Source organism: Enterobacter cloacae complex sp. AR_0002 (genome assembly GCF_001922365.1).
In the GTDB taxonomy this organism is placed as follows: Bacteria; Pseudomonadota; Gammaproteobacteria; order Enterobacterales; family Enterobacteriaceae; genus Enterobacter; species Enterobacter hormaechei_C.
In genome coordinates this window covers 158,862-173,047 of the sequence record NZ_CP018814.1, presented here as the reverse complement: position 1 = coordinate 173,047, position 14,186 = coordinate 158,862, and the positions used below count along the sequence as shown (strand labels likewise).

Annotated in this window: 10 protein-coding genes; 2 read left to right on the top strand and 8 right to left on the bottom strand. The window is 57.2% G+C overall.

Annotated elements, in window-relative coordinates; translation table 11 throughout:
* Window positions 1–286: 286 nt before the first annotated feature.
* Window positions 287–1,477, top strand: a complete 1,191-nt coding sequence (gene hmpA / locus AM329_RS01010; protein ID WP_032665849.1) for an NO-inducible flavohemoprotein — start codon at window positions 287–289, stop codon at window positions 1,475–1,477.
* A gap of 76 nt (window positions 1,478–1,553) precedes the next feature.
* Here hmpA and glnB read toward each other — a convergent pair whose 3' ends face one another.
* The 5 genes from glnB to purL form a co-directional block, all read right to left on the bottom strand.
* A complete protein-coding gene (gene glnB / locus AM329_RS01005) occupies window positions 1,554–1,892 on the bottom strand; it encodes a nitrogen regulatory protein P-II (protein ID WP_003860685.1) in 339 nt (112 codons plus the stop codon).
* An 80-nt stretch (window positions 1,893–1,972) separates the two neighbouring features.
* Window positions 1,973–3,310 carry a two-component system response regulator GlrR gene (gene glrR / locus AM329_RS01000; protein ID WP_003860687.1) on the bottom strand — a complete coding sequence of 446 codons (1,338 nt, stop codon included), beginning with the start codon at window positions 3,308–3,310 and terminating at the stop codon, window positions 1,973–1,975.
* Entirely contained in the window at window positions 3,307–4,059 is a 753-nt protein-coding gene (qseG, locus tag AM329_RS00995; protein ID WP_003860689.1) for a two-component system QseEF-associated lipoprotein QseG, read from the bottom strand. The genes glrR and qseG overlap by 4 nt, the downstream gene beginning before the upstream one ends.
* Window positions 4,056–5,489 carry a two component system sensor histidine kinase QseE/GlrK gene (qseE, locus tag AM329_RS00990; protein ID WP_032610263.1) on the bottom strand — a complete coding sequence of 478 codons (1,434 nt, stop codon included), beginning with the start codon at window positions 5,487–5,489 and terminating at the stop codon, window positions 4,056–4,058. The genes qseG and qseE overlap by 4 nt, the downstream gene beginning before the upstream one ends.
* Before the next feature lie 532 nt (window positions 5,490–6,021).
* Complete coding sequence (purL, locus tag AM329_RS00985; RefSeq protein WP_032609857.1) at window positions 6,022–9,909, bottom strand: phosphoribosylformylglycinamidine synthase; 3,888 nt, start codon at window positions 9,907–9,909, stop codon at window positions 6,022–6,024.
* 267 nt (window positions 9,910–10,176) lie between these two features.
* Here purL and mltF point away from each other — a divergent pair, with 267 nt between their 5' ends.
* Window positions 10,177–11,727, top strand: a complete 1,551-nt coding sequence (gene mltF, locus AM329_RS00980) for a membrane-bound lytic murein transglycosylase MltF (RefSeq protein ID WP_022651605.1) — start codon at window positions 10,177–10,179, stop codon at window positions 11,725–11,727.
* Here mltF and tadA read toward each other — a convergent pair.
* The 3 genes from tadA to AM329_RS00965 are packed head-to-tail and all read right to left on the bottom strand — an operon-like array spanning window position 11,615 to window position 14,182.
* The gene (gene tadA, locus AM329_RS00975) at window positions 11,615–12,154 is read right to left on the bottom strand and encodes a tRNA adenosine(34) deaminase TadA (RefSeq protein WP_022651606.1); all 540 of its coding nucleotides are present in this window, start codon (window positions 12,152–12,154) and stop codon (window positions 11,615–11,617) included. The genes mltF and tadA overlap by 113 nt on opposite strands.
* A 24-nt stretch (window positions 12,155–12,178) precedes the next feature.
* Complete coding sequence (yfhb, locus tag AM329_RS00970; protein ID WP_032609859.1) at window positions 12,179–12,814, bottom strand: phosphatidylglycerophosphatase C; 636 nt, start codon at window positions 12,812–12,814, stop codon at window positions 12,179–12,181.
* Window positions 12,815–12,817: 3 nt separating this feature from the next.
* Window positions 12,818–14,182: a PTS transporter subunit EIIC gene (locus AM329_RS00965; protein ID WP_032609861.1), complete on the bottom strand. Its 1,365-nt coding sequence runs from the start codon at window positions 14,180–14,182 to the stop codon at window positions 12,818–12,820.
* Window positions 14,183–14,186: the final 4 nt, after the last annotated feature.

The window sequence follows — 14,186 nt, the reverse complement described above, 5'->3', positions numbered from 1 at the left end:
CTAACAAGTAAATTTTTGGCCTGAAAAGGCAGTCCTGTTGGACGACGGGCAACAGTATAACTGAATAGTTCTGCGATAACAGGTCTTGACAAACGATTTTACGCAAACGTTTACCTCCACGCCACGCAAGGGTTTGAGCAATAAAGCTCTCACCATTTTCAACGGATTTCTTTTCAGCTTTGTGATGCATATTTTTCACGATGCAAAGAACCATTTACATTGCAGGGGTATTTTTATAAGATGCATATAAAATACATCATTAAAGTAACATCAGAAGGAAGCTGCTATGCTCGACGCCCAAACCATCGCTACCGTGAAAGCCACAATCCCCCTGCTGGTTGAAACGGGTCCTAAACTGACCGCCCATTTCTACGATCGCATGTTCGCGCATAACCCGGAGCTCAAAGAGATTTTCAACATGAGCAACCAGCGTAACGGCGATCAGCGCGAAGCGCTGTTTAATGCTATTGCCGCCTATGCCAGCAACATCGAAAACCTGCCGGCTCTGCTGCCTGCGGTGGAAAAAATCGCGCAGAAGCACACCAGCTTCCAGATCAAACCTGAGCAGTACAACATCGTCGGCAGTCACCTGCTGGCGACCCTGGACGAAATGTTCAGCCCGGGCCAGGAAGTACTGGATGCCTGGGGGAAGGCCTATGGCGTACTTGCAAACGTATTCATCAACCGTGAAGCACAGATCTACAGCGAAAACGCCAGCAAGATTGGCGGCTGGGAAGGCACGCGCGCCTTCCGCATCGTTGAGAAAACCCCGCGCAGCGCACTGATCACCAGCTTTGAGTTTGAGCCAGTTGACGGTCAGCCAGTTGCCGATTACCAGCCGGGCCAGTATCTGGGCGTCTGGCTGAAGCCTGAAGGCTTCCCGCATCAGGAGATTCGCCAGTACTCCCTGACCCGCAAGCCAGACGGCAAAGGCTATCGCATTGCGGTTAAACGTGAGGAAGGCGGTCAGGTATCCAACTGGCTGCATAACGAAGCCAGCGTGGGCGACGTGGTCCATCTGGCGGCACCGGCGGGCGATTTCTTTATGGCCGTTGAAACGAATACCCCGGTGACGCTGATCTCCGCAGGCGTGGGGCAGACGCCAATGCTGGCGATGCTGGATACGCTGGCGAAAGCAAACCACAGCGCGCAGGTTAACTGGTTCCACGCGGCGGAGAACGGTGATGTTCACGCCTTCGCGGACGAGGTGAAAGCGCTGGGAGCGGGTCTGCCACACTTTACCGCGCATACCTGGTATCGTTTACCCACGGAAGCCGACCGCGCAGCGGCTCGTTTCGACAGCGAAGGCCTGATGAATTTAGGGCAGCATGAAGGGGCGTTCAGCGCACCGGGGATGCAGTTCTACGTTTGTGGGCCGGTAGCGTTTATGCAGTATGCCGCGAAGCAGCTGGTAGACCTGGGCGTTAATAAAGACAACATTCATTACGAATGTTTCGGCCCGCATAAAGTGCTGTAATGCAAAAAGCCCCTCAACGAGGGGCTTTTTTTTCGCCGGGTGGCAGCTGCGCCTTACCCGGCCTACCAAATCTTTTTTAAATCGCCGCGTCGTCTTCTTCGCCGGTACGGATACGGATCACGCGCGCCACGTCAAAGACGAAGATTTTCCCGTCGCCAATTTTACCGGTCTGCGCCGTGCGGATGATGGTATCCACACAGGTATCGACGATATCATCGCTTACCACGATCTCGATTTTCACTTTCGGCAGAAAGTCCACCATGTACTCTGCGCCACGGTATAGCTCGGTGTGGCCCTTCTGACGACCAAAACCTTTCACTTCAGTTACGGTCATCCCGGTGATGCCTACTTCTGCCAGCGCTTCACGTACATCATCCAGTTTGAAAGGTTTAATAATCGCATCAATCTTTTTCATGGTGGGTCCTTAAACTCTTGCCAGTAAGCAGCCTCGTAATCGGTTGCTCACAGTATCATATTCAGGCGAATTTTGCGGTATTACTCTTTAAAATCGTTCGCTTCCAGCTCATGGCGTGAGAGCAATTTATAAAACTCGGTACGGTTACGCCCGGCCATGCGCGCCGCGTGGGTCACGTTGCCTTTGGTGATTTGCAGCAGCTTGCGCAGATAGTTCAGCTCGAACTGGTTTCGCGCTTCCGCAAACGTCGGTAAGGCCGTGTTTTCCCCCTCGAGCGCCTGCTCCACCAGCGCATCGCTGATCACCGGCGATGACGTCAGCGCCACGCACTGCTCAATCACGTTCACCAGCTGGCGTACGTTGCCCGGCCAGCTTGCTGTCATCAGGCGTTTCATCGCATCGGTGGAGAACGCGCGCACGAATGGTTTGTGGCGGTCAGCGGCCTGGCGCAAAAGGTGATTTGCCAGCAGCGGGATATCTTCCGCACGCTCGGCCAGCGCCGGGATTTTCAGGTTGACGACATTCAGTCGATAGTAGAGATCTTCGCGGAACTCGTTGCGCGCCATCACCTTGGGCAAATCGCGATGGGTAGCGGAAATAATGCGCACGTTGATATCGATATCGCGGTTGCTGCCAAGCGGACGCACTTTCCGCTCCTGCAACACGCGCAGCAGTTTGACCTGCAACGGCGCGGGCATATCGCCAATTTCATCAAGGAACAGCGTGCCCCCCTCAGCCGCCTGGAACAGCCCTTCACGGCTGCTCACCGCGCCGGTAAAGGCGCCGCGGGCATGGCCGAAGAGCTCAGACTCAAGCAGTTGTTCCGGCAGCGCGCCACAGTTGATGGCAATAAAGGCATTTTTACTGCGTGGGCTGGCGTTGTGGATCGCCTGGGCCAGGATCTCTTTCCCGGTCCCGCTCTGGCCGTTGATCAGCACGCTAACGTCGGATTGCGCCACCATCCGCGCCTGTTCCAGCAGGCGCAGCATCACAGGGCTACGCGTCACGATGGATTCACGCCAGCCGTCGTCGCCGGATGGCGCCGCGTGCTCAAGAGCGCTGTCGATCGCTTTATAGAGGGCGTCTTTATCCACCGGTTTGGTGAGGAAGCTGAATACCCCCTGCTGCGTCGCGGCCACCGCATCAGGAATAGATCCGTGAGCGGTGAGGATAATCACCGGCATCCCGGGCTGCTGCTTCTGGATCTCCGTGAACAGTTGCAGGCCATCCATTTCATCCATGCGCAAATCGCTGATCACCAGATCGATTTTCTCGCGGCTGAGCACTTTCAGCCCCTCCTGCCCGCTTTCAGCGGTGACCACGCTGTAGCCTTCGCTGACCAGACGCATCCCCAGCAGCTTTAACAGCCCGGGATCGTCATCCACCAGTAACAGATGGGCAGGTTTACGGCTTGTCATGGCTTCACATCCTCTTGTTTCGGCGTCTCACTGTCTGGCGTCGTGGCAGAGTTGCCTTTCGACCCATCGGGCAGATAGCTGCCTGCCGGCTTACGCGTCGAGAGCTGTCTTTCGATATCGGTCAGATTTTCGAGCTTGCGGGTGGTGGTTTCCAGCTGCTCGCGCAGCGACTCCTGCTGCTGGCGAAGCGCATCAAGCTCGCTGTCGCTTGACTGCTGCAATTTGCTGTAGCGGAAACGCTCTTCGGACAGCTGTAATTGCAGGGTTTGTCCGTCCCGCCAGAGCTGATAAACCGGGCGCACCTGGGGGGGAATATTGATCACGTAAGTATCCAGCCGCGTCACGTTGGCGCGGCGTTCGACAGGCGTGATTCTGGCATCCGCCATCACGATCCCGCGTTTAAACGCGTCCTGCCAGGTATCGTCCATCAGCATCGCCGCCTGGGCACGGGCCTCGGCGGGCGCCAGTCGCTGGGCGCAGTCTATTCCGCGCAGCCAGAACAGCGGATTGGATTCAACATCACGCCCCGACAGGCTCCAGATATCATCGCAACGTGTTGAAAGGAAATCGGCCAGCTGTTTTTGCGGCCATTTATCTTCCTGTTTGTGGCTAATCGCACTTTTTGGTGCATGGGTTACACAGCCGGCCAGCAGTAAGCAGGGCAGGCTGAGGCGCACATTTTTGCTGGAAAACACCGCGCGCAGTGCGCGGTAAAAGACGTGTGACATACTCACCAGGTTGTTATTCATTTCATTGATTTTTCCGGCTCAAGAGGCAGTTCGATACGAAAACAGACATCGGCGCGTTCATCACTCACGATGTTAAGCTCACCCTGCATGCGTCGTATGCAGTCGCGGGCAATACTCAGCCCCAGACCACTTCCTTTTACCGCACCTTTTCGCTGATGACTCCCCTGGAAGAAGGGCTCAAAGATCATCGTTTTTTCATCATCCGGAATCGGGCTTCCCGTATTCGCTACGTCAATAAATACCCGCGAACCGTTGTTATTGCTTCTGATATAAATGGTACCGGATTCAGTACCATAGTGCACCGCATTGGAATAAAGATTATCCAGTACGCTCATTAGGAGCATCGGCTCTGCCAGGCAGGATGGCGCATTGAGATCCACCTGGGTATGCATCATTTTAGCTCTTGCTGGCAGGCTATGGGCGGAGATCACCATGTCCACCAGCGGTTCAATCTCAACGCTTTCAAGCACCACAGCACCATCCGCCAGCTTGCGGTTATAGTCCAGCAGTTGTTCAATAAGTTTTTGTAAATTGCGGCTACTGGCATCCAGAATCGCCACGATCTCTTTTTGCTCAGGGGATAACGGCCCCGCCACTTCGTCTGCCAGCAGCTCCGTGCCTTCACGCATACTGGCCAGCGGTGTTTTGAGTTCGTGTGAGATATGGCGCAGGAACTGGTGACGCTGCGATTCCAGCCACGCCAGGCGTTCAGAAAGCCAGATGATGCGCTGACCGACCGAGCGCAGCTCGCGCGGGCCTTTAAAAACAACCGTATCCCCGAGAGATTTGCCCTCCCCCAGGCGGTTAATCATCCGCTGGATCCCCTTTACCGGGCCGATGATCATGCGGGTAAAGAGCAGTACCAGCCCCAGGCTGACGAGGAACAGCACCAGCGCCTGCCAGCCGAAGAACTGGCCGCGCTCGGCAATCTCCTGCTGGAGTTGTTGACCACGGGAAAAGATAACCGTACGGGTGGACTGCACCATCTCCGTATTGGCGTTCGCGAAGGCTTCAAGTCGGGCGGCGGCGGCGGCATCAGGACCGCTGTTTTTGCACTGGAGCTGCGCCAGATCGTTCAGATCCTGACGCAGCGCCTGATAGAGTTTGTCATCCGGCAAGACCCCGGCATGGGCATCCAGCATTTCGCTGTAGCGTTTACGCTGGTTCTGATAGACCCTCTCCAGCGTGCGGTCGTCCAGCACGCAGTACTGGCGATAGCTACGCTCCATCTCCAGCGCGGCGTTGGTCATTGCCTCGCTACGGCGGGCATCAATAAGCGTGGTGCGGTTAGTCAGGGCCGCCTGGGCACTTAACGCATTCAGGCTTTGCCATGCCTGCCACGCCAGAACCAGCAAAGGTAGCAGGATCAGCAGGAAGGCCATCATAACGAGCTGTCGCAGGGAGCGAGGGAAAGCGGGCCAGCGTTTCAACACATTACTCTCATCATCCGGGTTTGAGGAGAGCGTAACTGAGTCTGCCCTTCAGATACAACAAAGCCGGGTAAAAACCCGGCTTTGTCATGGAATAAGGCGGTGCCTAACTCGACGTTTCGCCCTGGCCTGATAAAGCATTGCAATAATCAGTAGTTGGACGGCAGGCACCTTTTTGTGCGTCATTCGAAGTTTATGTAGCACGTCCCGAAGGGGCTGACATAAGAAGGTGAATGAGCCACTGGCTACTATTATGCAACATGCGTGCCAGATTGCAAACTTTGATACTATCCTTATGATTAATAATTGTTTTATTATTAAAATGCATTGATTGTCAGGTGAATGATTTCCAGGCTAAGTGTCGCTATTAAGCAACACCTTAATGGAAACCTGTCCTGCCATAAATAAATCAACAATTTATATGTCTCTTATTGGAGACACTCAATCCAGAGGATTGTCGCAATTTTGCGACAGGTACAAAAAAGCCCGGTGGCGCTCGCGCTTACCGGGCCTACAGTCAGGGCGTTGAAACTTAACCCAGTTGTTTACGCGCGTTGCGGAAAATGCGCATCCACGGGCTGTCCTCGCCCCAGTTTTCCGGGTGCCAGGAGTTGCTCACGGTGCGGAAGACACGCTCCGGGTGCGGCATCATGATGGTCACCCGACCGCTTTCGCTGGTGACCGCGGTAATGCCATTTGCCGAACCGTTCGGGTTAGCCGGATAGGTTTCGGTGACCTTGCCGAAGTTATCAACAAAGCGCAGCGCTACCAGTCCTTTGCTTTCAAGCTGAGCCAGGTGCGCCGCATCACGCATTTCAACCTGACCTTCGCCGTGCGAAACCGCGATTGGCATCTGCGAACCCACCATTCCCTGCAACAGCAGAGACGGGCTTTGGGTTACTTCTACCAGGCTGAAGCGCGCTTCGAAGCGGTCAGACTGGTTACGCACAAAGCGCGGCCAGGCTTCGCTGCCCGGGATCAGCTCGCGCAGGTTAGACATCATCTGACAGCCGTTACACACACCCAGCGCCAGCGTCTGCGGACGATGGAAGAAGGTTTCGAACTCGTCACGCACGCGGCTGTTGAACAGAATAGACTTCGCCCAGCCTTCGCCCGCGCCCAGCACGTCACCGTAGGAGAACCCTCCGCAGGCAACCAGCGCCTGGAAATCATCCAGCCCGGTACGCCCGGCCAGCAGGTCGCTCATGTGGACGTCGATGGCGTCAAAGCCCGCCCGGTGGAAGGCCGCCGCCATCTCAACGTGGGAGTTAACGCCCTGCTCGCGCAGCACGGCAACTTTCGGACGCGCACCGGTCGCAATGTACGGCGCGGCAATGTCTTCGTTTATGTCGAAGCTGAGCTTCACGTTCAGGCCAGGATCGTTGTCGTTCGCCTTCGCGTTGTGTTCCTGATCGGCGCATTCCGGGTTGTCACGCAGGCGCTGCATCTGCCAGGTGGTTTCCGCCCACCACATACGCAGCGTGGTGCGGCTTTCGCTGAACACCGCGTGGCCGTCGGCTTCAATCACGAAACGGTCGCCCTGCACCGCTTTACCGAGATAGTGTACGCAGTCTGCCAGACCGTGCTGCGCCAGAATCGCTTCTACCGCGTCGCGATCTGCGGCGCGTACCTGAATGACCGCACCAAGCTCTTCGTTAAACAGCGCCGCCAGGCGGTCTTCGCCAAGCGTAGCAATGTTTGCTTCAACGCCGCAGTGACCGGTGAAGGCCATCTCTGCCAGCGTCACCAGCAGGCCACCATCGGAACGGTCGTGGTAGGCCAGCAGCTTACGCTGCGCCACCAGCGCCTGAATTGCGTCGTAAAAGCCTTTCAGCTGGGCGACGTCGCGCACGTCGGCTGGCTTATCGCCGAGCTGGCGGTAAACCTGCGCCAGCGCGGTGGCGCCCAGGGCGTTATGGCCTTTGCCGAGGTCAATCAACAGCAGGGCGTTATCTTCAGTGGAAAGCTGCGGCGTAACGGTATGACGTACGTCTTCCACGCGCGCAAACGCGGTGATCACCAGCGACAGCGGAGAGGTCATCTCGCGCTGCTCGTTACCTTCCTGCCAGCGGGTTTTCATCGACATGGAGTCTTTACCCACCGGAATGGTCAGGCCGAGCGCAGGACACAGTTCCTCACCCACCGCTTTCACGGCTTCATACAGGCCGGCGTCTTCACCAGGGTGACCGGCGGCGGCCATCCAGTTCGCGGAAAGTTTGATACGTTTGATGTCGCCAATCTGCGTCGCCGCGATGTTGGTCAGCGCTTCACCAACCGCCAGTCGTGCAGAGGCGGCGAAGTCCAGCAGCGCCACTGGGGTGCGTTCGCCCAGCGCCATCGCTTCGCCGTAGTAGCTGTCGAGGCTCGCGGTGGTCACGGCGCAGTTAGCGACCGGGATCTGCCACGGGCCAACCATCTGATCGCGGGATACCATACCGGTCACGGTGCGGTCGCCGATGGTCACCAGGAAGGTTTTCTCTGCCACAGCAGGCAGGTGCAGCACGCGGTTGACCGCTTGTGCCACGGTGATGCCCTGGCGATCCAGCGCTTTGCCCGCCGCTTTACGGGTTGTTACGTCCCGGGTCATCTTCGGCGTTTTACCGAGCAGCACGTCGAGCGGCAGATCGATAGGCTGGTTGTCGAAATGGGTGTCGCTCAGAGTCAGGTGCTGCTCTTCGGTTGCTTCACCGATGACGGCATACGGCGCGCGCTCGCGGCGGCACAGCTCGTCAAACAGCGGCAGCTGGTCGGCCGCAACCGCCAGCACGTAGCGCTCCTGGGATTCGTTACACCAGATTTCCAGCGGGCTCATGCCAGGCTCATCGCTCAGGATATCGCGCAGGTTGAAACGACCACCGCGGCCGCCGTCGCTCACCAGCTCCGGCATGGCGTTGGACAGACCGCCCGCTCCCACGTCGTGGATAAAGAGAATCGGGTTAGCATCGCCCAGCTGCCAGCAGCGGTCGATTACTTCCTGACAGCGACGCTCCATCTCAGGGTTGTCACGCTGCACGGAGGCGAAATCGAGATCCGCATCAGACTGGCCGGAGGCCATCGAAGAGGCCGCACCGCCGCCCAGACCGATGTTCATCGCCGGGCCGCCGAGCACGATCAGCTTCGCGCCGACGACGATCTCGCCTTTTTGCACGTGATCGGCACGGATGTTGCCGATCCCGCCCGCCAGCATGATCGGTTTGTGATAGCCGCGCAGCTCTTCGCCGTTGTGGCTGTCCACTTTCTCTTCATAGGTACGGAAGTAACCGTTCAGCGCCGGACGACCAAATTCGTTGTTAAACGCCGCGCCGCCCAGCGGGCCTTCGGTCATGATATCCAGCGCGGTCACGATGCGCTCTGGCTTGCCGAAATCTTCTTCCCACGGCTGTTCAAAGCCCGGGATACGCAGGTTGGAGACGGAGAAACCGACCAGACCCGCTTTTGGTTTTGCACCACGACCGGTCGCCCCTTCGTCACGGATTTCACCGCCGGAGCCGGTCGCCGCACCCGGCCATGGGGAGATCGCCGTCGGGTGGTTGTGGGTTTCCACTTTCATCAGGATATGCGCAGGCTCCTGATGGAAGTCATAGCGCCCTGCTTCGCGATCGGCGAAGAAGCGGCCCACCTCGGAACCTTCCATCACCGCGGCGTTGTCTTTATAGGCAGACAGCACGTGGTCAGGGGTTTGCTCCATGGTGTTTTTGATCATTTTGAACAGCGACTTCGGCTGCTGTTCGCCGTCGATAATCCAGTCGGCGTTGAAAATCTTGTGGCGGCAGTGCTCGGAGTTGGCCTGCGCGAACATATACAGTTCGATGTCGTTCGGGTTGCGATTCAGCTTAACGAATGCATCCTGAAGGTAGTCGATTTCATCCTCTGCGAGTGCCAGACCAAGACGCAGGTTTGCGTCGATCAGCGCCTGACGCCCCTGCCCCAGCAGATCCACGCTCTGTACCGGCGCAGGCTGATGGTGGGAGAACAGTTTCTGCGCATCATCCAGAGAGTCAAACACACTCTCCATCATGCGGTCGTGCAGTTCAGCCGCAACCGCCTGCCACTGCGCGTCGCTCAGGGTAGAGGCTTCCACGTAGTACGCCACACCGCGCTCCAGACGGTTAATCTGGTTCAGACCGCAGTTGTGAACGATGTCTGTTGCTTTGGAAGACCAGGGGGAGATGGTGCCAGGGCGTGGCGTGGCGAGGATTAATTTGCCGGTCGGCGTATGGCTGCTCAGGCTTGGGCCATATTTAAGCAGACGTTCCAGCTGTACGCGCTCCTCTGCATTCAGGGGGGCATTCAGGTCAGCAAAATGGACATACTCAGCGTAAATATTGCTTACCGGAAGGTCGGCCGCCTGAAAACGTGCCAGCAGTTTGTTAATACGGAAGGCAGACAGTGCAGGCGAACCACGCAGAATTTCCATCATAAGTCTCTCGTCTTCGAAGCGCCGGGGCGCTTACAGTGTGCGCAAGGGGGGAAAACGGGCGTCATTATAGAGAATCCTGAGCGCCGACGAAACCGTTTGCGTCGAAATAAAATCAACCTTTATGTTTAACAATAGATGTGACCTGTCTCTCTAATTGGTTGCCAACTGGCGCTACTTTGCGCAAAATGCCGCTCAATCAATGGCAAACTCTACTCTTAACATGACTACAGCACACTGAGGCAACCGGCGTCGCAGAGAATTAACTAATTGAAAAAATTAAAGATTAATTATCTGCTCATCGGCATTGTTACGTTGCTGCTGGCAGTGGCCCTCTGGCCGTCTATCCCCTGGTTCGGCAAGGCCGAAAACCGTATCGCCGCCATTCAGGAGCGGGGGGAGTTGCGCGTCAGTACCCTCTCCTCCCCGCTTATTTACGACGATATCAACGGTAAAACCATCGGTCTTGATTACGAACTGGCACAGCTGTTTGCGGACTATCTGGGCGTGAAGCTGAAAGTTACCGTGCGGCAGAACATCAACCAGCTGTTTGATGATTTGGACCATGACCGTGCCGATATTCTCGCCGCAGGTCTGGTGTACAACAGCGAACGCAGCAAAAACTATCAGCCGGGCCCGACCTACTACTCCGTGTCGCAGCAGGTGGTTTATCGTGTGGGTAGCCTGCGCCCGCGCTCACTGGCCGACATCACCGACCAGCAATTGACCATTGCGCCAGGCCATGTGGTGATTGACGATCTGCGGGCGTTGAAAGAGAAAAAATACCCTAACCTCAGCTGGACGGTCGATCCTAAACTCGGCACGACCGAATTGCTGGAGCAGGTAAAAGATAAAAAGCTGGCCTATACCATTGCTGATTCGGTGGCGATCAGTCTTTTCCAGCGCGTTCATCCTGAAATCGCCGTGGCGCTGGATGTGACCGACGAACAGCCGGTGACCTGGTTTACCCAGCTGGACGACGATCAAACCGTCTCTGCGGCCATGCTCGATTTCTTTAATTCCATCAATGAAGACGGCACCCTGGCGCGTCTGGAAGAGAAATATCTCGGTCACGGGGACGATTTTGATTACGTTGACACCCGCACCTTCCTGCGCGCGGTGGACAGCGTGCTGCCGGACCTGCAACCGCTGTTTGAGAAGTACGCCCAGGAGATTGACTGGAAGCTGCTGGCGGCAATTTCCTACCAGGAATCGCACTGGGATGCTCAGGCCACCTCCCCCACGGGCGTGCGCGGGTTGATGATGCTGACCAAAAATACCGCCCAGAGCCTCGGCATCAGCGACCGGACCGATGCGGAACAGAGCATCAGCGGCGGCGCGCAGTATTTACAGGATATGATGGCGAAAGTGCCGGAGACGGTCCCGGAAGGGGAGCGGATCTGGTTTGCGCTGGCCGCCTATAACATGGGGTATGCGCATATGCTCGACGCGCGGGCGCTGACGGCGAAAACCAAAGGTAACCCGGACAGTTGGTCAGATGTAAAACAGCGCCTGCCGCTGCTTAGCCAGAAACAGTGGTACCAGAAGCTGACGTATGGCTATGCGCGCGGCCATGAAGCGTATGCCTACGTGGAAAATATTCGTAAGTATCAGATAAGCCTGGTGGGATATCTGCTGGAGAAAGAAAAAGAGGCGGCCGAGGCGCAACAGCTGGCTGAAAGCTATCCGGTGGTCGCACCGGAAGAGCTTAATCACCCTGCGGTTTCAATTCTGCCTTTTGTTGCTTTTTCTGCTGCCGACGCATTCGAAAAAAGTCACTTAACAGACCCGAACATTCTGGTGCAAGTACCCCGCCGATAGTTTTCACCTGGTGGTTCATCCCCGGATGCCCAAGTACGTCCATCAGTGAACCAGCAGCGCCCGTCTTTTCATCCCGCGCGCCAAACACCAGCGTACCGATTCGGCTGTGCACCATCGCCCCGGAGCACATCACGCACGGCTCAAGGGTGACATACAGGGTGGTATCAAGCAGACGATAGTTTTGCAGCACCAGTCCGCCCTGACGCAGCGCCATAATTTCAGCATGCGCGGTAGGATCGTGACGGCCAATCGGACGGTTCCACCCTTCCCCAATCACCTGATTGTTATGGACCAGTACCGCGCCCACGGGCACTTCGCCCTCTTCCCAGGCGCGCTGAGCCAGCGCCAGCGCATGACGCATCCAGTATTCATGATTGTGTTCAGGGTTGGACAAGGGCTGATACTCCAGTCGAAAAGCGGGCGGCATTATACACAGCCGGTACAGATAAGACTATTCGAGTTGCTGAAGTTCGCCCAGAGGCGTGACGCGCCAGCGGTGCTGACAAAAATAGAGCAGCGGGTTGTCCTGCTTGCTGTCGCTGTAGCCGCTGTACAGACGCAGCGGCGTACCGATGCGTTTCTCCAGCTGCACCACTTTTTCATGTCCGAGGCAGCGCAGGGTGAGCACCCAGCCGCCGTAGCCGCGCGCGATCTGCGTGGCGATAAGATTTACGCGCGGCAGCCAGGGCGTATCAAAATAGACTTGCTCCACCAGCGTCTGCGGGGAGCCAGTAATCAGCCAGATATCGGCATCATTGGCGTCGAGATAGCTGGTCAGGCGCGCCTGTACCACGGGAAACGCGGCGACGTGCCCGCGAAACCAGTGCGCAAAATCCTGTTCGAGCTGCTTGAGGCGCGCTTCGCTATGACCAAACGTGCATCCCCAGAGCAGCAGGCTCATCGGCCAGCGCGCTGCACGGCCTTTCACCAGCAGGGCGATGCCAATAACGGGTAACAGGGGTAATACCAGCAACGCGTTAAGGGGCTGGCGCCGCAGCAGGTAGCGCATAAAGGCGCCGAACATATCCTGCTGATGCAGCGTTCCATCCAGATCAAAAAAGACAACGCGACGCTCGTGACTGGCCAAACCTTACTCCTCTGGGTCGTTGAATCCTAACAGCCAGGTAAACAGGAACCCGGCGATCACCGCTACCAGATAGCCTAACAGATAGAGCATAACTTTTCCGGTCACGATGGTTAATGCCAGCGGTAACCCGGAGATCCCGAAGGTAATGACGGTCGCCACTTTCCAGTAGCTGATTAACGCCCCGCCCACTGCTCCACCGAGACAGGCGGCCAGGAACGGCTTACCCAGCGGCAAGGTCACGCCGAAAATCAGCGGCTCGCCGATACCGAGCAACCCGACCGGCAGCGCTCCTTTAATGACCTTTTTTAAACGCGCGTTGCGGGTTTTCATCAGCACCGCGATGGCCGCGCCGACCTGCCCAACGCCCGCCATCGACAGGATCGGCAGCAGGGCGTTATAGCCGTGCGCCTGTACCAGTTCGACGTGAATCGGCACCAGCCCCTGATGCAGACCGGTCAGCACTAACGGCAGGAAGGTCCCGGACAGCACGGCCCCCACCAGCAGCCCGCCGCGATCGATCGCCAGAGACGCGCCGTGGGCGATGGCTTCAGAGATCGCGCCGCCTAACGGTTGCAGCGCCACAATCGCCACGCTCCCGGTAATCAATGTGGTCAGCAGCGGGTTGAGGATCAGTTCAATCGAGCCTGGCAGCAACGCGCGTAGCTTTTTCTCAATCCAGCACATCAGAATGACCACCAGCAGCACGGCAATCACCCCACCGCGGCCAGGCTGAAGCGCCTCGCCAAACAGCGTAATCTGCGCCAGCTGCGGGCTGGAGAGGATACCCGCCATTACGCCGCCCATCGCCAGCGAGCCGCCGAACACTTTGGCCGTGTTCACCCCCACCAGAATATTCATGATGGCAAACACCGCGCTGCCGAAAATCGCCAGAATACCCAGCAGGTTCGGATACTGGGTGGCGAAATTCCCGACAATATCCGGACGCTTGAGGATATTGATAATCCCGGAGATCAGCCCCGACGCGATAAACGCCGGGATAAGAGGAATAAAGACGTTTGCCAGCTGGCGCAGCGCATCGCTCATGGGGGCTTTGTATTTGGCTTTCGCCTGCGCTTTGGTGCGTTCCGCGTCGTCAAAGGTGGGAGCCGTTTCACTGCCCGTCATCAGGGCGCGCATGGCATCAACCACCTGCGCCGCTTTGCCCGGACCGACAATCAGCTGGTGCTGTTGCCCCTGTTTAACGTACCCGCTCACGCCGGGGAGCTGCTTCAGGCGCGTTAAATCAAGCTTTTCGTCGTTGTACACCTCGACGCGTACACGCGTCATGCAGTTTTCCAGACGCTGAATATTTTTTTCCCCACCGATCCCAAGCAGGATGTCGCTGGCGAGCGCTGCTGTTTTGTCCATAAAC

What these genes read in the sequence shown, in the direction of transcription:
- tadA (WP_022651606.1), bottom strand. Translation starts at nt 12,154, where the DNA reads ATGCCGCCCGCTTTTCGACTGGAGTATCAGCCCTTGTCCAACCCTGAA.
- hmpA (WP_032665849.1), top strand. Translation starts at nt 287, where the DNA reads ATGCTCGACGCCCAAACCATCGCTACCGTGAAAGCCACAATCCCCCTG.
- AM329_RS00965 (WP_032609861.1), bottom strand. Translation starts at nt 14,182, where the DNA reads ATGGACAAAACAGCAGCGCTCGCCAGCGACATCCTGCTTGGGATCGGT.
- qseG (WP_003860689.1), bottom strand. Translation starts at nt 4,059, where the DNA reads ATGAATAACAACCTGGTGAGTATGTCACACGTCTTTTACCGCGCACTG.
- purL (WP_032609857.1), bottom strand. Translation starts at nt 9,909, where the DNA reads ATGATGGAAATTCTGCGTGGTTCGCCTGCACTGTCTGCCTTCCGTATT.
- glnB (WP_003860685.1), bottom strand. Translation starts at nt 1,892, where the DNA reads ATGAAAAAGATTGATGCGATTATTAAACCTTTCAAACTGGATGATGTA.
- glrR (WP_003860687.1), bottom strand. Translation starts at nt 3,310, where the DNA reads ATGACAAGCCGTAAACCTGCCCATCTGTTACTGGTGGATGACGATCCC.